Origin of the sequence: Mycolicibacterium vinylchloridicum (assembly GCF_013404075.1) — a bacterium.
Taxonomy (GTDB): domain Bacteria; phylum Actinomycetota; class Actinomycetes; order Mycobacteriales; family Mycobacteriaceae; genus Mycobacterium; species Mycobacterium vinylchloridicum.
Genome location: NZ_JACBJQ010000074.1, coordinates 1 through 22,363, shown reverse-complemented (window position 1 = coordinate 22,363; position 22,363 = coordinate 1). Strand labels below are relative to the sequence as shown.

General features: G+C 65.7%; 21 protein-coding genes. 13 read left to right on the top strand and 8 right to left on the bottom strand.

Annotated elements, in window-relative coordinates; translation table 11 throughout:
• Positions 1-227, bottom strand: a 227-nt coding sequence (locus HPC46_RS34745; RefSeq protein WP_218894854.1) for a hypothetical protein, incomplete at its 3' end; no start/stop codon positions are given.
• Positions 228-240: 13 nt separating this feature from the next.
• Here HPC46_RS34745 and HPC46_RS30935 point away from each other — a divergent pair.
• Positions 241-1,191: a hypothetical protein gene (locus HPC46_RS30935; RefSeq protein WP_218894853.1), complete on the top strand. Its 951-nt coding sequence runs from the start codon at positions 241-243 to the stop codon at positions 1,189-1,191.
• 113 nt (positions 1,192-1,304) lie between these two features.
• Here HPC46_RS30935 and HPC46_RS30930 read toward each other — a convergent pair whose 3' ends face one another.
• Positions 1,305-2,423 (bottom strand): FHA domain-containing protein, encoded by a 1,119-nt coding sequence (locus tag HPC46_RS30930; protein ID WP_252990805.1) that lies wholly within the window; start codon positions 2,421-2,423, stop codon positions 1,305-1,307.
• A 346-nt stretch (positions 2,424-2,769) separates the two neighbouring features.
• Between HPC46_RS30930 and HPC46_RS30925 the strand changes: the two genes are divergently transcribed.
• The 3 genes from HPC46_RS30925 to HPC46_RS30915 all read left to right on the top strand — a co-directional run bounded on the left by HPC46_RS30925 (position 2,770) and on the right by HPC46_RS30915 (position 5,875).
• A complete protein-coding gene (locus tag HPC46_RS30925) occupies positions 2,770-3,528 on the top strand; it encodes a sensor domain-containing protein (RefSeq protein WP_179475910.1) in 759 nt (252 codons plus the stop codon).
• 113 nt (positions 3,529-3,641) lie between these two features.
• Positions 3,642-5,132, top strand: a complete 1,491-nt coding sequence (locus HPC46_RS30920; RefSeq protein ID WP_325096847.1) for a neutral zinc metallopeptidase — start codon at positions 3,642-3,644, stop codon at positions 5,130-5,132.
• Entirely contained in the window at positions 5,129-5,875 is a 747-nt protein-coding gene (locus HPC46_RS30915; RefSeq protein WP_005148528.1) for a sensor domain-containing protein, read from the top strand. The genes HPC46_RS30920 and HPC46_RS30915 overlap by 4 nt, the downstream gene beginning before the upstream one ends.
• 495 nt (positions 5,876-6,370) lie before the next feature.
• Here HPC46_RS30915 and HPC46_RS30910 read toward each other — a convergent pair whose 3' ends face one another.
• From HPC46_RS30910 to HPC46_RS30900, 3 genes are all read right to left on the bottom strand, one after another.
• Positions 6,371-6,970, bottom strand: a complete 600-nt coding sequence (locus HPC46_RS30910; protein WP_218894852.1) for a hypothetical protein — start codon at positions 6,968-6,970, stop codon at positions 6,371-6,373.
• The gene (locus tag HPC46_RS30905) at positions 6,961-7,932 is read right to left on the bottom strand and encodes a ParA family protein (protein ID WP_005148525.1); all 972 of its coding nucleotides are present in this window, start codon (positions 7,930-7,932) and stop codon (positions 6,961-6,963) included. The genes HPC46_RS30910 and HPC46_RS30905 overlap by 10 nt, the downstream gene beginning before the upstream one ends.
• A 1,459-nt stretch (positions 7,933-9,391) precedes the next feature.
• The gene (locus HPC46_RS30900; RefSeq protein WP_218894851.1) at positions 9,392-9,928 is read right to left on the bottom strand and encodes a hypothetical protein; all 537 of its coding nucleotides are present in this window, start codon (positions 9,926-9,928) and stop codon (positions 9,392-9,394) included.
• Between the two features lie 297 nt (positions 9,929-10,225).
• On the opposite strand from HPC46_RS30900, the gene HPC46_RS30895 reads away from it, so the two are divergent.
• A complete protein-coding gene (locus HPC46_RS30895; RefSeq protein ID WP_005148521.1) occupies positions 10,226-10,489 on the top strand; it encodes a hypothetical protein in 264 nt (87 codons plus the stop codon).
• A 9-nt stretch (positions 10,490-10,498) separates the two neighbouring features.
• Here HPC46_RS30895 and HPC46_RS30890 read toward each other — a convergent pair whose 3' ends face one another.
• Positions 10,499-12,451, bottom strand: a complete 1,953-nt coding sequence (locus tag HPC46_RS30890; protein ID WP_036424947.1) for a hypothetical protein — start codon at positions 12,449-12,451, stop codon at positions 10,499-10,501.
• 680 nt (positions 12,452-13,131) lie between these two features.
• Here HPC46_RS30890 and HPC46_RS30885 point away from each other — a divergent pair.
• The 6 genes from HPC46_RS30885 (at position 13,132) to HPC46_RS30860 (ending at position 18,312) form a co-directional block, all read left to right on the top strand.
• Complete coding sequence (locus tag HPC46_RS30885) at positions 13,132-14,007, top strand: DUF2637 domain-containing protein (protein ID WP_005148519.1); 876 nt, start codon at positions 13,132-13,134, stop codon at positions 14,005-14,007.
• A gap of 37 nt (positions 14,008-14,044) precedes the next feature.
• Positions 14,045-15,586, top strand: coding sequence for a DUF4226 domain-containing protein (locus HPC46_RS30880; protein ID WP_005148516.1), 1,542 nt, complete (start codon positions 14,045-14,047; stop codon positions 15,584-15,586).
• Between the two features lie 14 nt (positions 15,587-15,600).
• Positions 15,601-15,906 carry a YbaB/EbfC family nucleoid-associated protein gene (locus tag HPC46_RS30875; protein WP_005148515.1) on the top strand — a complete coding sequence of 102 codons (306 nt, stop codon included), beginning with the start codon at positions 15,601-15,603 and terminating at the stop codon, positions 15,904-15,906.
• 68 nt (positions 15,907-15,974) lie between these two features.
• Positions 15,975-16,280 carry a hypothetical protein gene (locus HPC46_RS30870; protein WP_005148513.1) on the top strand — a complete coding sequence of 102 codons (306 nt, stop codon included), beginning with the start codon at positions 15,975-15,977 and terminating at the stop codon, positions 16,278-16,280.
• 14 nt (positions 16,281-16,294) lie between these two features.
• Positions 16,295-17,950: a PPE domain-containing protein gene (locus HPC46_RS30865; protein WP_005148512.1), complete on the top strand. Its 1,656-nt coding sequence runs from the start codon at positions 16,295-16,297 to the stop codon at positions 17,948-17,950.
• Complete coding sequence (locus tag HPC46_RS30860) at positions 17,947-18,312, top strand: hypothetical protein (RefSeq protein WP_005148510.1); 366 nt, start codon at positions 17,947-17,949, stop codon at positions 18,310-18,312. The genes HPC46_RS30865 and HPC46_RS30860 overlap by 4 nt, the downstream gene beginning before the upstream one ends.
• A gap of 311 nt (positions 18,313-18,623) precedes the next feature.
• Here HPC46_RS30860 and HPC46_RS30855 read toward each other — a convergent pair whose 3' ends face one another.
• Positions 18,624-19,073, bottom strand: a complete 450-nt coding sequence (locus HPC46_RS30855; RefSeq protein ID WP_005148509.1) for a WhiB family transcriptional regulator — start codon at positions 19,071-19,073, stop codon at positions 18,624-18,626.
• Between the two features lie 257 nt (positions 19,074-19,330).
• On the opposite strand from HPC46_RS30855, the gene HPC46_RS30850 reads away from it, so the two are divergent.
• On the top strand, positions 19,331-19,849 hold the full coding sequence (locus tag HPC46_RS30850) for a helix-turn-helix domain-containing protein (protein WP_005148507.1): 519 nt from the start codon (positions 19,331-19,333) through the stop codon (positions 19,847-19,849).
• Positions 19,850-19,872: 23 nt separating this feature from the next.
• Entirely contained in the window at positions 19,873-20,334 is a 462-nt protein-coding gene (locus HPC46_RS30845) for a hypothetical protein (protein ID WP_005148506.1), read from the top strand.
• Positions 20,335-20,338: 4 nt separating this feature from the next.
• Here HPC46_RS30845 and HPC46_RS30840 read toward each other — a convergent pair whose 3' ends face one another.
• Entirely contained in the window at positions 20,339-21,685 is a 1,347-nt protein-coding gene (locus tag HPC46_RS30840) for a WXG100 family type VII secretion target (protein WP_005148505.1), read from the bottom strand.
• Positions 21,686-22,363 lie beyond the last annotated feature (678 nt).

Genomic DNA, 22,363 nt, shown 5'->3' with positions numbered 1-22,363 from the left:
GGACCGGAGATGTGTATAGCAGACAGCACCGGGGCCTGGCCCGTCACGGCCGCACCCGACGTCGCCGGCCAGCCATGGCAGCCCACAACGCCACCGGCGGTGTCACCGCCCGACTTCGCGCACAGCTGGGCTGCTCCGTTAGCAGTCCGGCCTGCCGGGCGTCGGCGTCGACGCCTGCTGGTGATCGCCGCTGTCGTCGCGGTGCTCGCGGCGGTAGCTTCCGTCATCGGGGTGCAGGCGGTGACCGCCCACAACAAGACCCAACGCATCGCCGCTGCACATCAGGCGGCGCGGGACGCCGGCGAGCGGTACTTGCAGGCCTTAGCGGCCGGGGACGCAGCCACCGCGCTATCGCTGAGTGCCTCGCCGCCGGCTGACACTCACTTACTGACCGATGCAGTGTTGAAAGCCGGGCTTGCTTCGCTGCCGCTCACCGACATCTCGGTCACCAACCTGGACCCGGTGGGCACCGAGGTCCCCAGGACCGAAAGGCTGCATTTAGCAGCAACATTCGGCGCCCAAAAGTCCCAGGCCGATGTGACAGTACGAAACTCTGACGGCAAGTGGAAACTGGATGCCACCACCGTCCAGGTCCCGTTGGGGGCCCCCGGGAGTGAGCCGAATGAGGGTTTGAAGGCGGTTGGCATCGGCGGGCTGCCGAGCTTCGGCGGGCCCATGCTCACGCTGTTTCCTGGTTCGCCCCCGGTCGATTCGGCCAACAGATTCGTCGACGTGTCCGCTGAGGTCAAGCCGGTGCTGCTGGAAAGCCTGGGGGGCACTTCGCCAGCACCGATAGTTCCGAGCATCAGTCTGAATGACACTGGCCGACAGGCGGTCCTCGACGTCCTTGAGGCTCGTTCGCGGTACTGCTTCCAGGGCGGGCCCTACCCACCTGGCTGCTGCCCAACCGGATCGTGCAAGAAGCCTGATAAGCCAGGCCGCAGCTCGGCAGGAATCAAGATGGACACCGTGAAATTGACGAGGCTCCGGTCAGTCGACGGTGCCGCGTACAGTCTCGATCCGGCCACGATGATCGTGACATTGACCGATGGTGAAATGCAGTGGTCGGCCGATGCCCAAAGGGCCGACGGTACCGGCATGTGGAAGGACTACTGGATCACTATCGGCATCACTGGGAAGAAGGTCAATGTCGGTGTGGACCCGCCGGTGTGGGTGGACACACCGCCCTGATGGCCTGATCTCGCTGCGGAGTGCCGACACCGGGCCCGTGCAGCGGGCTGCACGGTGGGCCTGGGCGCTCTCGGTAGCAGCCCTTCGCTCGTGCCGTCTCGACCCTTCGGGCCTCAGGCGGTGGGGACGACGGGCGCGAGCTGGTCGAGCAGCGCTTCGAGGGCGGCGGTGGGGCGCGCATCGAGGTGCTCACCGGCCTCAGCCGCCAGCAGCTCGATGGTGGCGATGCCAGCAGCGTTGGCCGCCTCCTCCGCGCTCAACCCGAGCGCACGCCGCGCGGCGTAAAGCCGTTGTCCGACTGTAGCGTTGGGTGCCTGTGCGGAAGCCAGCATGAGGTCGTTGTAGCGGGCCCGAACGGCGCCCAACGCTACGGCTAAGGCTGCCGAGCCTCTGGCGTTTCGCGCGGCGCCGGCGGTGGTGATCTCGAGCTTGTGCAACTCGGTCAGAATCGAGGTGACGCGGGGCGTGTAGTCCGGGTTGGAGGGCTCAGGAAGGTCGCCGATGCGGGCCGACAGGGTCGCCAAGGCAAGGTCAATGACGTCGGCGAGGGTGGCGGCCGGCACCGCGTCCGACGTCGCCGCGGCAGCCTCGTCACGCAGCTCATTGAGCGTGCCGGGCCGCCAACCCAAGGCCCCTTCCAGCTTGCCCAACGTCGCGTTACGCGGCCAGCGGCGACCCTTTTCCAACGCAATCAGGGTGGCTCCGGCCACGATCCCGTCGCGCGCCAGGCCGCGTTGGGTGAGGTCAAGTTCAGCTCGGCGCGCGGCGATGGCCGCGCCCACATGTGCGATGGCAGGGTCGATGTCACCGGAAAGGTCCTCGTCGAGCTCGTCTTCATCGGTCCCGGCAGAAGCGACGGGGACTTGAGCTGCAGGGTCGGCGACCCTGACGGGCCCGGCGGTCACCGGGGCCAGCTCGGTGTGCCCATCGCGGGCGTGTTCGAAGACCACGACAATGCCCTCAGTGGCGTGACCCAGGTGCAACCGCAGACCATCGGCAATTGGCACGGAGCTGCGCCTGCGCCCGCTGACGTAGATCCCGTTGGTGCTGGTGTCGACCGCCAACCAGCCACCGCGATGAGGTTCGAGGCGAACATGTCGACGCGAGATGCCCTCGTCAGGGATGTGGATCGCGGCCCCGCTGTCGCGGCCCAGCACGATCGGCCCATCGGCAGGGTTCACCACGCGGGTCTGTGCACCGACTCGCACGATCAACGTCGGCGTGTGATCCACGAGACGCACTCCTATCATCCAAACCTGCGGCACCGCCGCGGCTATATCCACGCTGTGCACCAGAAACAAGTATTGCATGCTGGCGACTGCGTGGAGCTCAGCCGGGCCAACTCGTGTGGTGAATTCCTGCCGCCGCGCTGCCAGCACCCTCACGATACACAGCCGTTTTGCACATCACAGCGTTGATAATGCTCCCTTTGCCGTGACGGGTCCGTCGATGCGGCGAGCCCAAACGGGCATGATGCTTTAACTCACGCTATTGCACTGGAGCGCCGGTTGGGGTTAGCCTTCGACCATGCTGCTTCACTTGAAACTAAAGCACCTTCGGTCCGTTGGGGCCGGGGCGGTGCGTGATGCACCTCGGCGGCGGGTGTCCATCGGGGCGTTTGCCAGCGCCGCTGTGATGTTGGCTGTCGCGGCAGGTACGCCGGCTGCTCAGGCCGCTGTGTGGGGGGGTGTGGCGGCCTTCACCGATGGGTCGGGGACCCCCAATGGTTCCGCATCGACGGTGGGACCGTTCTCGTCGGCGGATCTGGCGGCCTCGCTGCTGTCAGCCGAACAGGCTGCCGCTATCACCGGTTCGAGCAGAGCGATGCAGGTCCGCGGACCGGCGGCCGGTTTCCTCAACACCGCCAAGGACACCAGCGACCCGCATTGCGCCAGCCCCTGGGGCCCGGGCGAGGCTGCCTCCTACACCGACGACGCCTACACCGGCGTGGCGGTCGGCACAGCCAGTGATTCGGGCGCTCACCCTGACCACACCCTCACCCAAGCCGTGATCGGGTTCGCTGATGAAGGAGCGAGGCGCCGCTTCGAGAGCCGCATCGCCCGCGAATGGCGCGAGTGCGCCACCCGCGCCATCACCTACACACCTCCGGACAATCCGACGGCCACACAAACCTGGCGGTTCGGTACTGCTGATTCCAACCCCGAGCGAACCATGATGATCATGTCGCAAGACGTATCCGGAGCCGACTGGGGCTGTGAGCGGGGCCATGCGTCCACCACCAGCAACATCGCCATTGATGTCTTGGTATGTGGACGCAACCCCAAAGGCCAAGCATCCCAAGCTATCCAGACGATCACCAGTCAAGTTCCGGCATGACGCCCGATCGGCTGCAACGCCGCACTGTCGACAACAGCGCGCACCCAACCGCGCCGAGGTGCCACAATGGCCAGGCCGCCAGCAACACTGCCGAACGAGGGGTTCAACGCATTGTGAGCACTCCAGCAAGCTCCGTACGGCCGCGCAGGCGCAGCGGTCTGTGTGCGGCGGCGGCACTGGTGGCGACCCTGACCGCCTCAAGCTGTGCGGCCACCGTCCCGGGAACCCTGCTTTCCGGGCCGGATCAGCCGTTCCGGGTCGCGGGCCTGGTCGCCGAGGACGGGGCCAGCGGCATGCGCGATAACGCACCGGCGCCGTCAGGGTCGGTCCGGGGAACTGACAACGGACAGGTCGACCGGTTGGCCGCTGTGAGCATTGACGACATCACCGACTACTGGCACCAGGCATATCCGCACAGCCTGCAGGGCACCTTCGCTCCGGTCGACACCCTGGTGTCCTACGACTCCACCAATCCCGCCAGCCCGGTGCTGTGCGGCGAGACTACCTATGACGAGGTCAACGCGTTCTTCTGCCCACGCGATGACCTGATCGCCTGGGATCGCGGGGTCATGGTGCCGGTCACCGAGAAGTACTTCGGCCAGACCGCGGTCGCGGGGTTGTTCGCCCACGAATACGGCCACGCCATCCAGGAGATGGCCGACCTCGTCGAGCGTGACACCCCCACACTGGTTGCCGAACAGCAAGCCGACTGCTTCGCCGGCAGCTACCTGCGCTGGGTGGCCGAAGGCCGCTCGCCGCGGTTCACGCTGAGCACCGGCGTCGGCCTCAATCACGTCTTGGCTGGCGCGATCACCATCCGCGATCCGGTCATCACACCGCGGCGGAGGAAACTCCTCGAGGACGGACACGGCACAGCACTAGATCGGGTCAGCGCCGTCCAGAAGGGTTTCAGCGCCGGCCCAGGCGCATGTGCCACGATCTCGATGGACGAGATCACCCGCCGTCGCGGCGATCTACCGCTCGTTCTGCAAGCCGAATCGAGCGGGACATTGCAGACCGGGCAAGTCGCCATTACCGAGGAGACGCTGAACACCTTGGTGGAGATCCTCGGCAAGATCTTCTCCCCCAACCAGCCGCCCACCCTGGCCGTCGACGCGTCTCGCGTCAGCTGCCCGTCACACCCAGCTGCTAACACGCCTGCCTGGTACTGCCCGTCGGCCAACACCGTCGTCGTCAACCTCGATGTGCTCCAGAAGATGGGGACACCGTCCGACGAGTCCAATCACGTGCTCCTCCAGGGCGATAACACCGCGTTGTCCGTGGTCATTTCTCGATACCTGCTGGGCGTGCAGCGCGAACGAGGTCTTCCCCTTGACTCGGCGACCACCGCCCTGCGAACGGCATGCCTGACCGGTTTCGCCCAACGCGCCATGGCCAAGCGCATCGACGTCGCATCCGGAAAGCAACTCCAACTAACCGCCGGTGACCTCGACGAAGCGGTCGCTGGGCTCCTCACCAACGGACTCGTCGCCAGCGACGTCAACAACGACACCGTGCCCGCCGGCTTCACCCGGATCGCGGCATTCCGCTCCGGACTGCTCAACTCAACCGCTGACAGCTGCTATCAAAGGTATCTGCCATGACCACATCCCCACCCCGGCGTCCCATCGCACCCGCGGCCGCCGCCGTTGTCTGCTTGGCCGCGCTCACTGTGACCGGCTGCGCGACAACAGTTCCCGGAACCGCGAACCTCAAGGAACCTGTCTCCAAACCAGCCGAACCAACCCGCACCCCCACTCCCCTGGTCACGGCCGCAGCGTTGCCGCAGCTGCTCATCGATTTGCCGACCATGCAAACTCTGATCGGCTCACCCGCTCTGGAGACCGGCGCCGTTGACACAAAGCTCAGCGAGCTCGAGGCAGGCGACCACTACACTCCGCCGGAATGCCTCAGCACCATGCTCTGGGGACAGACTGACACCTATGCGGGCCTGCACGCCACCGACGCCTACGGACAGACCTATAAGGACCCCGGCCCCAAAGGGGCTCACGCTGTCGCGCAGATGATTGTGCTCTTCCCCGATCCTGTCGCCGCCACTACCGCCACTCAACGCATCGCCGACCAGTGGAGAGCCTGCACTGGTCGGCAGGTGACTGAGACCCGCAGCGACGGATTGACGCCCCCGAACTGGACGATTGGCGATGTGGTTCAGACTGGCGCAGTGACCACCATGGTGCGTCGACCTGACGACAGCAAAAGATGGGCGTGTGCGCGCTTCATGGCGGCCAAGTCCAACGCAGTGGTCGACGGGCTGATGTGCTCGTACGACATCGCTGACCGCCCGGGACAGATCGCCAACGCCATCTTGGCCAAGATCGCGGACTGAGCCACCGCGGTGTCGCTGCCGTCGGGGAAGTGTCGAGCGTCTACGTGCTGGCCTGCGTGGGGTTCTGAGCAGACCCACCCACTCCCCCGCCGGGTTGTTGCCGGGCCGCGGGGGCAGCTCTGCCGTCGAGGGCAACAAATGTGCAGTTTGGTCCCGGCGGCGGCTCGTACACCGTTGCCGAACAAGTCCGGCAGGTGAAGGACCTATGCGCTCCGAGGCCTTGGGCTGAGCACGTGGCGCACTGCTGGGTACCCACCAAGACTCGGTACGGACCGCGAAGGGTATGGCCTTGTGGGCAGGCCAGCGGAGGCCCAGGCTCGACCCAACCTGTTCTCGTGCATCTCAAGGCCACCACGTGCTGAGTGTAGTCAGCGAGTCGCCAACACTCCCTGCTCCTGGTACCGCCCGCGACGGCAACCCGGACCTAGCCGAGGCCCCCGCGACGTTTGGCCAGGGCCGTAGGGGCTGAATCGCTCTGAGAATGGGCGGTGGCCCTTAGGTGTCTTTCTTTCCAGGAAGGAAGGCGTTGAGGACCGGTGCAATCCAGGTACTGCGTGTGGTGAATCCGAGCTCGCGCCCGAGGCTATCGAGAACATTTTCCTGCTCGGGAGTCGGGCTGAATCCGATCTGGACGCTGCCCCCGCCTAGGTACCGCACCGCCGAGGGGTCGGCGGGAAACAGTGAACCGCCGACAGGTGCGGTGCTGACCTCCGATCTCTTGATGATGTCGGTCAGGTCTGCATGCTTCGCGGTGATCGCTTCGAGGACGACCTGCAGGTTGGTCTTCTTCGCTTTGTGCCGATAGTCCTCGAAGCGTTGTTTGACGCCCTGGCTGACGTAGACCGCGGTCGTCGGCCGCGTGCGAGACCGGGTGCTCGACTGGCGCGGCGATCGAACCGACCGTGGGGAGACCGGCGGCCGGGGGGCCTCTGCCGGATCACCGACTCGGGTCTCCGCTAGGGGCTGATCCGGGGCCGGAGCAGGAGTGGTTGTGAGGAGGCCACTGAGTCCGGAGCCACGGGGAGCCGGGCTGCCGAGGTCCGACAGATCTTCGGCGGGGATGTCCTGGTGCTTCAGTTTGCCGCTCACGGCCATACTCCTTGCTCGATCATTTCGGCGCGTCGTGCGCTGGCCCGGGTGAGGATTTCTTTCGCGAGTTTGGCGAAATCGCGGGCTACAGGTTTGGACGTACTGCTGACAACAGCAGTGCTCTTGGCGGTGCCGCTACGCAACTCCCAATACTTGGGGTTGTTGGCGATCTCTTGTTCCAGTTCGTGGGCGACGCGACCATACTTGGTCATATCGTTGGCGACCGCTTCGGAGTGACGGATGAACGCTGACATCATCACGTCGTTGTCTGCACCAAGGTCTCGCGCGATCTGATCGGTCATCTCCTTCCTGACCTTCGTCGCGGATGTGCCCGACGCGAATGCGAACACTCCGAGCAACATGAGGTACTCGTTGAATTCCCGCATTTTGCGGATCTCGCCGGCCAATTCACGGAGGCCGAATTGCGACATAAGCTCCGTCTTCATCGGCACCACGATGAATCGGGCCGCGCACAGCGCCAGCTCCAGCAGCAGCGGATTTTCCGGCGGGGTGTCGATGATGATGAGTTGGTAGTTGTGTGCAATTCGCTGGAGGCTGTCCGCGAGTGACAGGAGAACGGACGGCGCTGACTCCTGGGACATCAGGTCGCCGGCCACAGCGGCACTAATGCGCCGTACGAACGGCCCACCCGGAATGACGTCAAGGTTGTCTCGCACTCCCCGGACAGGTCTGAGCGGCGCGCCGCCGGTGATGGCGCCGAAAAGGCCGCGCCCATGGTCGTCAAGCTCGCTGTTGGCGAACCCTAAAAGATGGGCGATGTTCCCTTGCCCGTTGAGGTCAATGATCAGAGTCGGGGCCCCATCGGAGGCCACCAGGGCCCCGATATTCGCCGTCGTTGTGGTCTTTCCAACGCCGCCCTTACCGTTGGCGACCGCATATACGTGACCTAGACGCGCCCAATCGATCGTCGGCACCGGCGCGGCCCAGGCGGTTACGCTTTCGGTCATGAAAGCCCTCTGGCCTGTTCAATTACGGATGGCAGCCCACGCAACGCACCGTCCGGCGCGAGGGCTGCGGGCATATTGCGGTTCATGGTCACCAGAGTCTAGCGACCCAGGTACGACACGCAGGTCGACGCCACGCCGTCCACGCACTAGTGACCAAACCGTGATACACCACATGGACGCCCGGAGCAGCCGTAACGCTGCCCACAGCGGTGGTCCACACTCCGCCATCCACAACGAGCGTCATGGTTGTCTACGTGGCGGTTGCGACCGCCACCCGAGCACTGCCAACTGCACGTGTTCCGCCCCAATGCCCCACGCGATAAGCCCCGCCGTCACCCATTCCGAGCCACCGTCGACACGGGATGTATGGCGCGCCCTCGAAGTCACCGTGGCCTGCAACATGGTCCAAGACCTGCATGATCACTGCTGTTCAGGTGTGATCAACAACCCGCTATCACGCACGGCAGAGCGCCAGAGTCACTGCCTGACATGCCGCCCGATTCAGTACCCGCCAAGAGCCCATACATACCGCCACGCATATAGCCAGATAAGGAGCCTGCGCACGCGCCACGTAAGCCACCTGAGTGTCGGCCCGACGCGATGCATCGCATACCGCCAAGTAGCACGCGTGATTCCGGCTGCGGTGCACAGTGGCCGAAGCGATGGAGATAGCCACTGTGATACCGGCTCTAACCACTACCGTGCGTGCCGCGTGTGCCACGGGGTGAGCGTACGTGGAAGTCAATGCACTATCCTCCGATGAATACCATGCTTTCTGATCCACACAGTCTGTCGCATGCCGACAGACGGTACTGGCGGCGCTACATCGTGCAGATGGGCGAGGGTGCCAGCCAATTGAGGTGCCCGCTGCGAGTGCTGGCCTTGCACGAGTACGTCACAGAACCTCAGACACCGCGATGCGACGCGCAGCGGGCCAAACCCGTCCACGAGCGTGGACCATTATTCGCAAGGTGATCCATCGCAGGACGCAATCCATAGCTCTGCCCACAGCGTGTTAGCGAGTGAATACATCACCGTCGTGGTGAACAGCAGGTGCCACCTGTTGCACACTGGCGGGCAACATGGTGGCTCCGACTCGTACATGAGCATGTGGCTCTGCCTTAATGCAGATCGACAACCGACCTCAGTATTGGGCGGTGTATCTGGCTTCCGCGCCGGGACGCCCAGCACGTCTCACGGATAGTGCGACCTGGACTTTTGGCAAGAACGGTCGATGCGCCTCTGGCGCGCATCGACTCAGAGGCGCCCACCGTGCTCCTGGGCTGATCCGACGCCTTCGCCGCGTGGCCCACACGCATCTCCGCGGTTTCGCGCCCCCACGGGCCAGCTGGGCGGTTTTTGCACGTCACGCTCATCGTCTACCGCCGACTTGGGCGGCGTCCGGGCGGCGAGATCGGCCCCTGACCGCCAAACCTGGGGGAGCCGGCGGGCCCCCAACCTAATCGTTGGGCTGGGTCAGGGAGCTGGCGTCGTCGGGAGTGAGAAGTCGCCCCAGGATGTCTTGGTAGTTATCGGCAGCTTTCGCGAAACCCGTCGCCGCGTCTCGATATTGCCCGGCCATCGACCAGTGTCGGTCGGTCAGCGCACGGTAGTCATCGACGAGAGCGGCCGCGGCGTCGCTCGCGTGCTGGAACTCCTGTACGGCGCCGAGCAGGATTGCCTGGTTTGCCTGCAGAAGGCGGTTGGTTTCTTCTGTCGCGGCGGCGGCGGCCCGTGCCCGTGCTTCACTCTCGCGGGCGTGCGCTTCTGCGGCACGGGACTGCTCGAGCTCTTGGTGGAGCCCTGCGATGGTGTCCAGCAGACTGCTCGCATCCTGAGACGCCGGCAGAGCAGCGGCGGATAGCAGTTGATCGGCGTAGACGTAGTACGTCGGCCGTTTGCCCTCGAGCGTTGCGCCGCCATCGAGGTCGCCGTTTTCGACCAGCCGTTTAACGGTCCGCCAGTCTTTTCCGAGCAGTTTCGCCGCTTGCGCCAATGAGACGGTCGGCCGTCCCGGCTGAGGTGGAGGTGACGAGCTCACGCAGCTCCCCCTTCACCTGGCCCGATGCGTCTTGCGGGCCTTCACTATACCGCTACCACCGACAGGTGATAAGTCTCTGAAATGCGATTTTGCTGGATTATCCAGCACCAGATCGGCGCCGGACACGCCGCCCTGGCTCCCTGCTTGCAGATCCGGCTGCCGCTACAGTGTCAATGTCGGTTTATCCGACATATGGAGACGCCTTTCAGTGCGGATCAGCGGCGACACGATGGCAGGCGAGGGAGCAGACGTATGGCGGAAAACACGGCACAGGTCACCCCTGCGCGCAGGCGCCGCCCCGACTGGCGCAGTCGGGAGGTCCGTGCAAAGGAAAAGATGGTGGCACGTCGGGTCAGCGAGGCTGACCATAAGGCTTTGAGGCAGTTCGCAGACGAAACCGGCACGTCGATCGCCGAGCTGATCGCGCCAGCGATCAACGAGCTCATCGCCCAGGCACACGCCTATTGCCAGGAAGCCGATCGGCACGACTTGGTGCCGCAAGCGCGAGCATCCTAAGCCTCACGGCTACGCGGCCAGGATTCGCCCGCCGAGCAGTTCGGCGATGAGCTCGATCGCGCCAAGCTCATCGCTTCCAGCCTCGTGATCTGGTGGGCCAGTGGCCATCACCGCTTCCAGCCAGGCCGAATGCTCAACGTCGTCCACCGCCACGTTCGGCGTTTCCGACGTCATGCCCAAGGGTTCCGCGTGCTGACCCACGGCGTGCTGGCGCTCGCGCTCGTCGAGCCAGCTCCGCCAGGCAGCCCTTTCCTCCCGGTGCTTTGCGAGCCGTTCGTCACGTGTCTGGTGTAGTTGGTGCCGGACCGCGATCTCATCAAGTGACGCACTTCCGGGCCCCACGATCCCTCTGCCTGGCGTCGTGATCAGGCCCGCGATCTGGAGCTCAGCGATCATGCTGTCGGCGGTGGCGCGGGGAAGTGCCGCCGCGGCGTACAAGTCCGCTCGCGCGGTCAGACCGTGGTAAACGACCAGTTCGTAGATCCGGCGAAGATGGTGGCCTAACACGATCCAGGCATCGTGCACCGGTTCAACTCTGACCCGTTCAGCTCTATTCTGTGTCCTAGAGACTAGGTTCTGACTGGTCAGCGCGTAAACGTCCGGTTCGGTTCCGACGTGTTGTCGGACCAGAATGAGCGGCGATCCCGGTCGTTCCCTCAAGTCCGCCAGCACCCGCCAAATGCAGTCCTCGCTCAGCAGCCCCGCAGACAGCGATAACGTCCGCCCCCCGACGCCGATCAACCACGTACCTGAACGCTGCTCACCAGCCACCAGGGCATAGAACGCTACCGCTTGCAGCACGCAGTGCACGGTCCAGCGGTACCGCCGTCCAGCGAATTCTCCATCCGCCCAGGCGAGGGCGTTTGCTAGCCACGCCCGCAAAGGCTCGGGCCCCCGGTACCCCTTGTGCCCCCCCGGTGAGTACTTACTCTTGTGCCGCGGGGGAGAGGATTTTAGGACATTGTCGATGAGCCAACTGGTGGCTTTGTTGACGTCTCGGGCCAGGGCGTCCTCGGACCGATGCTGATACCGCCGGTAGGCAGTTCCAAGTCCCTGTTCCCACGGCCCTCCGGGGGCGATCATGGCCCGCAAGCTGGCCAGGCTGTGGCCGCGGGCTATGGCCTGTGTGACGACCGACATACGGGCTTCGTGATTGGACTGCCAGGTCGGCCGTGTGGCGGCGATGGCTGCATGGGTGGCGTAGGCATCGACGTCGGGCGGCAGTGGGTCGCCTCGGAGGTAGGGGGCCGCGATGGTCTGGGTATCACCGCTGCCATAGAGATAGGGGCTGCGGTCGCCGGCTTGGTTAGGGGAGGCCGTGCGCGGAGCCTGAACGCGGGCCTTGAAAACGCCGAGCAGCATGCAGAGTCGGGGGAGCAGGTCTGGCTCTGACCGCGTGGTCATGATTGCGACGGCGTCATCGAGGGTGCCGACGAGCCGCCGGTAGCCACCTTCGCGGCAGGGACTTCCTGGTGGGGTCATGCACCCGGTCTCGGGGTTCGTGTTGGGCGTGATGTCGAGGGTGGGCAACCGGGCGGCTAGCAGGCGGACCAGAGGCACAATTTCGTCATGTGACGCTGAGGTCCCAATGGCGAGCGGACACAGCAGGTGCCCGCCGCCACTGGTGGAACGGTCTGCGATGACCTCGCCACCACATTGGGTCAACCATGAGGTTGCGGCGGCCATGTCAGCATCCACGGCAGCGCGTCCATGGCGCTTTGCGTCGAAGTCGAGCCAGAGCATCTGGGTGCGGCGGTGGCTGTAGAGGTACACCGCGGCCGGGCGTGTCGGGAGCCGGTCGGTGCGCTTGGAGGTGTCGCTGAACTTCCCAGTTACGCTGCTGCACAGCCTCATCCGTGATCGTCCGGGGGCGGCGACCAGAGGTGCGAGGCGTTTCCACACCAGTTCAGGTGACGGCGCGGTCGACGGTTTGGGCGCCTCGTCGTGGGCTGCCGCTGTCATAGTCGCCCCGCCCGAGTAGCCTGGCGGGCAGTACTTTTGGGGTGACGGCAGCCTTCTACGGGCGCAGGTTGCACTGCGCTATTGCGGCTCACAAGGGTGTCCCTTATCCTGGAGCCAGCTACTTTGCCTATACGGGCGAGTTGCTGGCCCCAAAATCGGTCTCGGAGAATTCGGTTGTAGTGGTCGCTTGTGAACCGAAGTTGGCGCTTCGGTTCGGATCTGCGAAATCCCCGCTAAGGCGGGGATTTCGTCTTTCAGGGACCACGCGCTCCTGCCTGACGTCGCCACGCAGGGTATGTCGCAACGGGGTAGATGTGCCTCCTGGTTCTCGTGTTGCAGCCGAGTTTGTCATGGAGTGGTCGGTTTAACCGACCAGACACGCCTGGTCACACCCAGATATTTGGCAACAGTGCCTCCAGCTGCAGCGCTAACAGGATGTCACGGTCTGCCGTGGTGACGCGCCGCCCCTAGAACTCAACCTTGGCAGCCGAACACAACGCGCGCCGGCCGACAAAGCAGCCACCAGAATTCTTGGCGCGTCGCTATTGCGCCGCCCGGCGATGTTGGATGGACATCAGTCACACCCCGTCCGGCGACGCCACTAGCGACATCGGCGGCCTCGGCTCACTCATCCGATACGACTTCCGTTACTGGGCGCACCTTCCTGAAAGCGGCGATGCATGACTGCAGTGGACAACCTGGCGACGTTCATCGACGGGGAACACCCTGGCCTCAACCCCGTGCTGGGCGACGAAATGGCGTGGCTTGAACCGCCGGAGGCCGATCACAGCGCTCACGGCGAGGTTCCTCCGCTCGTCCGGGCGAGCAGGGCAGTCGCAGTGGCCATCACCGCGGCGATCGCGGTCTCCAGCTTCATTCTGTCGTTTGCCGCGCTGAGCGATCTCGCGCGCCGTACCGGCAGCTGGGCGGGCTGGCTTCCGTATCTGTGGCCCGGAATCGTCGATGGCGCAATCGTTTTGGCGACGATGGGCATCCTGGCCACAGCCGCGTACCCGGATCAGCGCAAGAACAGGCAGTTCTTTTGGGCGATGCTGGGCGTCGGAGCGCTGGTGAGCATCGGCGGCAACGCCTTGCACGCGATCCTGCCGGCGACAGCGCCGCTGCCGACCGCCCTGGCGTTCGCCGTGGCGTGTGTGCCGCCCGCGGGGATCTTGGGCAGTACCCACGCGGTGCAAATCTTGTGGCGGTTCAATCCTTCTCGACCGCAGGTAGCCGCATCACAGCCGCGACGCCCAAACGATGTGAGGGAGCAAACTCTTCAGGACCGAGGCCAGCGGTGGGTGGCTCTGGCCCGCGAGATTCACTGCCGGGGCCGGTTGACCAACCACTCCGAGAACACCCTGAGCCAGGCGCTGTGGCGACTGTTCGAGGTACGCCCGCAGATGCCGCTGCGCGCCATCGCAGAAGAGGTCGGCGTCGGCCACCACGATGTCATTGCCCGGCTCCGTCACACCGCCACTGAGGTGGTGCGCGAACGCCCCGAATTAGTTCCTATGCCCGTAGCTATCGAGGGTTATGCAGGCTTAGCGTCGTAAACAGCAACGACGTGGTCAACAGAGAGGACGTCCGCTCGTGACTTTTGGGCTCCCGAGTCTTCCCAACATCGTGGTGGACCTGCTCGAACCTGCGGTCGAGAACGCAGTCAAAGTGGTGACCGCAGTGGGCCACGTATTCGCCGATGACAACCACCCGCCGACGCAAACGCCGTTGCAGCGCACCAACACTGCGCTCTACGGACCCGCCGGCCCGCCAGCTGCGCCCGCGCCGGCCCCGGCCCCGCCGGCCGACAACGCGGGCGGATTGAACGATGGTGCGGCCAATGCCGGCGATCAGTACAACAAGCATGTCGACGGAGCCGCGCTCACTGATGGCAAGCTCGCCGCTCTGCTCAAGCAGATCTTCGAGTCCAATCAGCAGGCCCGCGACAAGGTCAACGCGATCCTGGCCGACATCCAGGCCAAGTCCAAGCAGATCGCACCTGAGATGGGCGACCCGGCCTCGGTCATGGCGTTCCAGAAGTACATGGACCAGAAGTTCGGCGAGATCCAAAAGGTGCTCAGCGATGCGCAGGTCGACGCCAAGACCCAGGCGGCCATCATGGATGCCCTGGGCCAGGAGTACCGCACCAATGGTCCCAAGTCTGGTGAGGGAGATAAGGGTTCGGCCGGTGGCGAGGGCGGATCTGGCGGCGACTCCTCGGGCGGTGGCGGTGGCGGTGATGCAGCCCCGCCGGCCGATGCCGGGGCGAGTCCGCCCGCGGCGGATGCTGGGGCAGGCACTGACCCTCTAACCGATCCGCTGGCCGGCATGGGCCCGATGGGTATGGGCGGAATGGGCGGAATGGACCCGCTGACCTCCCTGGCCGGACTGGGCTCGGCGCTGCCCGGCATGCTCGGCGGCCTAGGCGGTGGTGGCGGGTCTCCACTGGATTCCCTGGGGCCGGCTTTGGGCGGGCTGGGGTCGGCGCTGCCGGGGCTGGCCTCGCAGTTCTCCGACAAGAACGGCCAGGACCCGGCCAACGCGGACGATGAGTTCTCCGATACCAAGGGTGACCGGAAAGCGGACAAGCCCGAAGACTCCTTCACCGACGACAAGGGCAAGGACGACGCCAAGGCCCCCGCGGATCCGAACACCGCACAGCCGGTGGCCAACAACACCCCGGCGGCCGCGGCCCCGGCTGCGGCGCCGGCGGCTGATCCGCAGCGCACCGTCTCGCTACCCGATGGGACCTCGGTGACCGCGGCCGATCCGCATCGCGCAGACGCGATGAAAGCCGTGCTGGAGGGCAAGTCGGTCAGCGCGGCGTATGGGGATCAGATCCCCCCAGCGGGCTCGCCGGTGATGAATCCGGTCGACCGCAACAGCCTGCGCCCCGGCGATTACGCCCAGTTCGACGCCAAGCCTGCGGTGATGTACTTGGGCAATGGCAAGATTTGGCTTGATGGCCAGCTCAAACCTGTCTCGGCGCTGCCCAGCTCGTCGGACTTTTTAGGCTGGACCGGACCGCCGGCTGCTGGTGGCGGGGCGCAGGCGAGTGTGCCGGCACCACCGACCGGCACCCCGGCATCAGCTTCGGTTACCTCGGTACCGCCGACCGGTAACCCCACGGCATAGGGGAGCCCCGCAGGATGCAGTCAGAAGCCGAGACGCAGGAACGAACCTACGTCGAGACGTCACGCACCGGGGCGCTGCTGGTGGAGCTGGACGCCAGTGGTGGCGTAGTGCGGGTGCAGCTCGAGCCCGAGGTCAATGCCGCCTGGTCGGCCGACACCCTGTCCGAGCGGCTGATCCACCTGCACCGGCTGGCGCTGATGCGGGCCCGCTTCGCGCAGCGGCAACGAATGAACGAGCTCGGCGCCGACATGCCCCCGGACGACACCTATCCCAGTGAGTCCGAGATCGCGGCGTACCGGGCTCGATATTTGGATTTTTGAGGCCGCGCTAACCACCGCGCACCGGAGTTACGCTGGGCAAACGACCCATTGAGTGAAAGGACTGCGCCATGGCCAACCGGTTGACGGTGGACTTCGACGCTTGGGAGGACCACGCCTCCTGGTGGGATACCGAGAGCGAGGCCGCCGGCATGCGCATGGCCGCCGACCCGGACACAATCGAGGCCGCCCGGCATGCCTTCGGCAAGATCGGCTCGTCGACAGTCGGCGAGGCCTATGCCGCCACCTTGGCTGCCCGTCATGACCTCGGCCGGCGCCTGGCCGCCAACGCCCAGGCCGTGGCCAACCACATCCGCCGTGATCTGCAGACCTACGCCGATCAAGAGCACGAGAACCAGCAGACGCTGAGAACGTAGATCAGGTTCGTTTGATGGCCAGTAGCGCAAATCTGTTCATCGACCCCGACGGTGTGCGCGGCGCCGGGGCTGGCCTGTCCGGGGCCAGCTCCCCGGCGGCGGCGCCCCCGCCGGTAGTTACGCCGTGCGCGGCGGACGCGACGTCGGTGAAGGTTGCATTGGCACTGTCCACCTCGATCAGCGAGCTGCTCAACGCCACCGCGACGCTTAATCACAAGACCGCGCAAGCGGCGGCCCGGATGAACAGAAACGCCACCACCTACGAGGACCAGGAACGGGTCAACGCCGCCTCGCTGGCCGCCGGATCGCGGGGACGCGCCGCCTCTGTGCCGACCAGCGATGGGCCATCAATCGCCCCTCCGCTGCTGGTGGCTCCGCGCGTCCCGACGCCGGGGGTGCAGCCAACCTCTGGCAGGGAGATCGCCGCGCTCATGCATGGCGGCCCCGGTACCGAGGCCTTGGAGTCAGCCGCACAGGCACTTAACGCGCACGCTGACCAGCTTGACTCTGCCGCGCAGTCGGTGCGCTCGGCGCGGTGGACCAGTGAGCAGAATTGGGACTCCGCGGCCGCCGACCAGGCCAGCACGCACTTGGCCACGCTGGAATCGACCTACACCCGCCACGCCGATCAGTCGCGCGCGCTATCTCGGGATGCGACGGTGCAGGCCAACAATTTTCGGCAAGCCCGCGCCAACATCCCCACCCCGCAGCATTTCACCGAGCTGGAGCAACGGCTGCGCTCTGCGTCGGCCGCCAACGCCAACAATGGTGGCCGCTACGCCGCAGTTGTGGCGAAACTGCAGACCGATCTTGCTGCGGCACATCAGCAAGCGGTCAACACCTACAGCACCTACACCGCCGGCGGGCAAGTGCAAGCCGAGCCTCTGCAACCGGGCGCCGCAACCACTACAACACAGGGGGCGTCGGGGCAGGGTGAGCCCGGTGTAGCGCCGGGCACCGAGGACGGCTCCCAGCCAGGCACTGGTGACGCTGGCGCGGCCCCGGCCGCTGATGCCCTGGGCGACCCCACCGGCGGCGGGGATCTCATGCAAACCCTGCTGCCCACAGTCTTCGGTGTGGTGGCCGGTGCGGCTGGCGGCCTGCTCGGGGCTCTGAGCGGGGCCGCGGACAAAGTTCAGCAGACCGGTACCCAGCTCGTCAGCGGGCTGGCCCAAGGCGGCGCATCAGCACTGCAGGGGCTCGCCGGCGGACAGCCAGGTGGCTCCGACCCGTCCTCGGGAGAGGGAAACGGCCTCGGGGACCTCGGGGACCTCGGCGACGGTGGCGGTGGTGGCGGTTCCGAGCCCGGGGATACCGAACCTGCCTCCGGCGGTGACGGGGCACTGGCCGCGGCCCCGGCGTCGGCGGCAGCTGCACCGGCTGCGGCCCCGGCACCGACAGTGGGAACTGGAGCCCCGACGCTCAGCAGTACCGGTACCGGTACCGGTACCGGGATGGGCGGCGCACCGATTGGCGGCATGATGCCGCCAATGATGGGTGCGCCCGGGCGCGGCGGTGGAGGTGAGGACGACAAGCGGCTCTACGAAGAAAAGCGGCTGCGCCTGACAACCCCACCAAACTCCGAACCAGTCAAAGGCAGAGTTGAAGCGCGCGAAGCCCGCCCTGAGAGGCGCGAAACACGTTCTGAGAGAGGGGATCAGCAGGCATGACGCTGACCGACGATCAGTACGTCGCCCAGGCCGAGGCCGCGCTGGCGCACATGCGCGCCCGCAACAAGGCCTTCCTCGACGCTGTGGAAGGGATCAACATCCCGTCCCTGCACGATGACGTACGCGCCCGCTTTGACAGCTGGGGCAACCTGCTTGATCTCGACATCGCCCCCGAAGCGCTGAGCACCTACACCAACGTCGAACTCGAAGAACTCATCACCGCCGTGCTGCGCGAAACGCGCAGGCAACTCACCGACCACATGCACGATCTGTTCGTGACCTACCTGGTTCCCACCGATCCACAGTTCGATCCCAATGCCACCGGCGAGCGGTATATCGCCCCACCGCCACCTGACGCCTGACCGCTCAGACGTGGTCGGGCTGATCACCATTTCCGGGTGAATTCCCCTCTTGTATAACCGAATTCGCCTCAGTGGCAAGCATGCGGAGCACGCGCGGCAGCCGTCTTTACACCCGGGGGTTCCGGCGCCCACGCACGCGCTCGACGAGCTCGGCGCGGGCCTGACGCTCGGCCTCCTCGGCCGCCACCCGCTTGCGCGCCGCCCGCGCGGCGATCTCAGCCGCCACCTGCTGCGCCGCTCGGTGCGTAGGCTTGCCCAGCCGGCGGGAAAGATCGCGTCGTCGACAAGCATGTCTCTTGGACCTCGTCTGGTCAGGCTGCGCTGCTGTGGACGTCGGCGCTGGCACGGCGGCGCCGCACTGCCGAGGATGGCATCGCCGGGGCCGGCAGGCCGGGCAGCTCAACGCTGCGGCGGCGCTCGAACTGCGCCAGCAGGTACTCATAGGCCGCACCGAGAAGCTCGGGGTCGCTCTTGTCGCCAGGCAGTGAGACACCGCCCCACACTCCGTACTCCTCCCGCGCGGCGACGGCGTTGTAGCCGCACCGCCCGATGAAGGGGCAGCCCTGGCAGTCCCGGACAGCCAATACGCGGTCCTTGAACTGGGAAAACCACAGCTCCTGGCCGTTGCGGGTCCGATTGGGGTCGACTGTCTGGCAGGGGGTGGGCTCGCTGGTGTGATAGAGGCGCACCGGCATGCGGCTGCCGCGATCCACCGAACGGGCCCCGGAAGCTGTGTGATCGGTGGCGGTTTGACTGCTCATATCCGGGTCACCCTCCTCGTCCGTAACCGGGATTTCCCGGTTACAACCGGGACAGTAGCAGCGTTTTCCCGCTTTTGTATCCCTATGACCGGGATTTCTTGGTTTCGCAGGGTTGCCTGGACGGCCCTTGGAAGGCTTTCAAGCAGCTCAGACCCGCTCGCCGGCATCACGGCTTTGTGCTGGAAGCGGGCAAATAAGTCGGGATTTCCCGCCTGATCGCGCCTGGATAGCCGTGATTTCCCGGTTCGTGAGGCAAAATGTTCCACATCATGTCCTGGGATGAGCTGGCGGTGGCGGTCCGGGCCCGGCGCAGGGAGCTGGGCCTGACGCAAAGCGATGTGGCCACTGCCGGGCAGGTCTCGGTCGAGCTAGTACGCAATATCGAGACCCGTCGCCGGACTCCTGGTCGTCTGAACCCGCGGAAAGCCCGGGGCATCGAGGACGCCCTGCAATGGGAAGCGGGCAGCATCGATGCGGTTCTTGCCGGCGGCGTGGCCACGCCGGCAGTACCGAAGCCACCCCGCGACGACCCACCAACAGTCCCCGATCCAGGCGATCGCTTCGCCCTGGCGCGTCAGCTTGTCGCCTTGCGGTCGACACTGGCGGCGCACCAGCGATCCATCAGCCCGGATGCGCGCGAAGCGTTGATGACCGAGGTGGCTAAATCGGCGCGCGAAGCCGAAGAGGCGATCGTGCGGATCATGCCCTGGCTCGACGAAGGTGAGCGCGGCGAGGCTATCCAACTTCTCGTTAAACTCCGAGAACCGTTGGCCTAGGACACCACTGGAGCAGCTGACTCATGACCATTGCGTGCGACCCCGATAAGGTCGTTGGGGTAATTAACGAATTGCACGACGTCGCCGAGACCGTGCGAACCTACGGCGACCTGGGCCAAGCCCCAAGTGCGCAGCGTCCGGCGATCGGCGCCATGCCGACGCAGCTCTACCTGCTCGCCGCCGCGGTGGAGGCGCAGATGCGCAGCCTGATCCACATTGACCGGGTGTGCGCATCGCGGCTATGGCCCCCACCGGATGCGGCACGAAAGGTCATGCACTTCGAGTTGACCGCCGCTGACACCGTCGTCGTCAGTGCAGTCAGTACCGAAATCTGCGTCGCCGAACTGGGCCAAGCACACCGACGACTGACCGGAGCCACCAAGCAGCTCCGCACCGCATTGCAATCGCCATCCATCGCAACGGTTTTCGAAAGCTTGGATAAAGAGGTCGAACGGCTACGGGTGTTCGTCGCCGCGTTCGCGTAACCGGTCACCGGGGGTGCGGGGGCAGCTGATACCACAGCCCGGGCGCGATCTGTTTCGAGTCGAACGGGGCCAACTGACCCTCGGGGACCTGAATCAAGCGGCGAACATCAATCGGGAACTCCGGGGGCTTATCGGGCACACCGGGGGCGTAGAAGGCGTGCGGTTCCGGTACCCAGGTGCCAGAGCCAGGGATGAGTTCCTGGTAGCGCGAGGGGCCCAGGGCTCCGGGCGGGAGCTGAACGATGTCTTTGAGGTCGACCGGCGATTTGGCCGGGCCGGAGGGGACGTCCGGGTACCAGACGCCGGAGTGGGGGACCAGTTCGTGATACCCGTACGGCCCAAGCGTTTTGGGGTCTTGGACGACCATCTTGCTCAGGTCGAGCCAGTATTTCTGGGGATCGTTGGGCGCTGGTGACAGTGGCACGTCGAGCGCCTGGACGCCGCCGGCGGCAGGGCGGGGTGGGGGCTCCAGCGGTGCGCCTACGAGCGAGGGATTGCCGGCGCTGCGGGCGTAGTCGGTGTACTGCGCGGTCGCCTTGGAGTGTAAGCCACCGAGTTCGGTCTGCAGCGCCGACACTACCGGTGCATAGCGGCCCATGTTGGCCGGGTTGGCGTTGGCCTGTGCGGCACGTTTGAGGCGATTCTCGGTGTCTTCGAACTGTTCGGGCGTGGGGGTGTTGGCTCGCGCTCGAGCGAAGCTCTCGGCGTGGGTTTCCAGCGCGGTGGCGGTCGCGGTGGCGTGTTCGCCGTGGCGCTCATACCACTGACTGAGTTCGGTAATCCGTTGGGAGGCTTGATCTGCGGCGCTGGACTGCCAGTCGGCGGAGATCGAGGTGCTACCGCTGTGGAGCCGGCGGGCGGCATCCTGCAACTGACCGGCGTGGGTGCGCATTTGTTGTGCTGCACTGAAGAGACCGGCGGGTCCTGGCCCTGCGTGAAGCAGGGTGGCGATGTCTTTGCCGTTGGTCGGGGGTGGCCCCAGTTGCGGGGCTGTGACGGCCGGAATGGTCGGTGTCGGGATGCTCGGCACCACACTCGGCGGTGCGGTGGCCGCCCCGGAGCCCCCGCCGGTCGAGCCCAGGCTGGCGGCGTTGAGCTGTTCCTGCTCGTCGTAGGTGTTCGCGCTGCTGGCCAGCATTGATCCTCGCGCTTGGCTGATCGCCTGGGCGACCGTGCTGTACCCGCTGATGGCCGCGCAGCGGGCCTGCAGCGTTTCGGTAACCGCTGCGGACACCGGGTCTGAGGCCGGCGGCGTCACGGTGATTCCCGTCGGCGAAGCCCCCGCCGGCGCCGACGCGACTGCAGCAGCCGTCTGGGTGACAGCAGCGGTATCGATGTCCAGTTGTGCCACCGCGACCTCCTTCACTGACTTCTTAAGCGCGCACGACTACGCCCCGTTCCAGCAACGTTAACGGCTCAGCGAAGGGGGTTGCACCGCCCAAATACGAGCATCTGCCGGCGAGCGCGGCAATCCATTGGGGTGGGAACCGACAGATGCCGATTCGAACTGTAGAGGCGTCGCTAGCTGTCGGACCGCTGCTCAATACTGAACACATGTGGTGGGACGAACAGCTCCGAAACGGCCCCGCAGGGTCAGGCGGTGACCTCTGCGTGCTGCCCACAACACCGTCACCTGCGCCGACACCGCACACGCCCCATGCATACACCGGACAACCGGGATCTGTGCCGTCCACGAGCGATCCGTGGCAGTGGTGGTGGAACCATGCGCGCAGGAGCGCAAGAGCCTTCCTTGCAGGTCAAGATCCGCCGGCGATCGCCATCTTCGGACCCGTCCTCGGCGATGAGGAGCAGGGCCTGCTCGAAGCCGATGTGACCCTGAGTTTCCTCTACGGAGGCGATGGGAGCTACGCGCGAAGCGACTACTTCGTCGTCGGGCGACCAGGTTGCGTCCAGCAGAGTGGTGTACGAGTCGGACCTGATCAGCGGTACCGGCGTGTCGTAGCCGGATGAATGAAGGTCATCGCGTGATTCTTCGAGAGACCCGCGAAAGTCACTCGAGCAAAGGAAT

What these genes read in the sequence shown, in the direction of transcription:
- HPC46_RS30915 (WP_005148528.1), top strand. Translation starts at nt 5,129, where the DNA reads ATGACCACATCCCCACCCCGGCGTCCCATCGCACCCGCGGCCGCCGCC.
- HPC46_RS30910 (WP_218894852.1), bottom strand. Translation starts at nt 6,970, where the DNA reads ATGGCCGTGAGCGGCAAACTGAAGCACCAGGACATCCCCGCCGAAGAT.
- HPC46_RS30905 (WP_005148525.1), bottom strand. Translation starts at nt 7,932, where the DNA reads ATGACCGAAAGCGTAACCGCCTGGGCCGCGCCGGTGCCGACGATCGAT.
- HPC46_RS30895 (WP_005148521.1), top strand. Translation starts at nt 10,226, where the DNA reads ATGGCGGAAAACACGGCACAGGTCACCCCTGCGCGCAGGCGCCGCCCC.
- HPC46_RS30890 (WP_036424947.1), bottom strand. Translation starts at nt 12,451, where the DNA reads ATGACAGCGGCAGCCCACGACGAGGCGCCCAAACCGTCGACCGCGCCG.
- HPC46_RS30885 (WP_005148519.1), top strand. Translation starts at nt 13,132, where the DNA reads ATGACTGCAGTGGACAACCTGGCGACGTTCATCGACGGGGAACACCCT.
- HPC46_RS30875 (WP_005148515.1), top strand. Translation starts at nt 15,601, where the DNA reads ATGCAGTCAGAAGCCGAGACGCAGGAACGAACCTACGTCGAGACGTCA.
- HPC46_RS30870 (WP_005148513.1), top strand. Translation starts at nt 15,975, where the DNA reads ATGGCCAACCGGTTGACGGTGGACTTCGACGCTTGGGAGGACCACGCC.
- HPC46_RS30865 (WP_005148512.1), top strand. Translation starts at nt 16,295, where the DNA reads ATGGCCAGTAGCGCAAATCTGTTCATCGACCCCGACGGTGTGCGCGGC.
- HPC46_RS30860 (WP_005148510.1), top strand. Translation starts at nt 17,947, where the DNA reads ATGACGCTGACCGACGATCAGTACGTCGCCCAGGCCGAGGCCGCGCTG.
- HPC46_RS30855 (WP_005148509.1), bottom strand. Translation starts at nt 19,073, where the DNA reads ATGAGCAGTCAAACCGCCACCGATCACACAGCTTCCGGGGCCCGTTCG.
- HPC46_RS30850 (WP_005148507.1), top strand. Translation starts at nt 19,331, where the DNA reads ATGTTCCACATCATGTCCTGGGATGAGCTGGCGGTGGCGGTCCGGGCC.
- HPC46_RS30845 (WP_005148506.1), top strand. Translation starts at nt 19,873, where the DNA reads ATGACCATTGCGTGCGACCCCGATAAGGTCGTTGGGGTAATTAACGAA.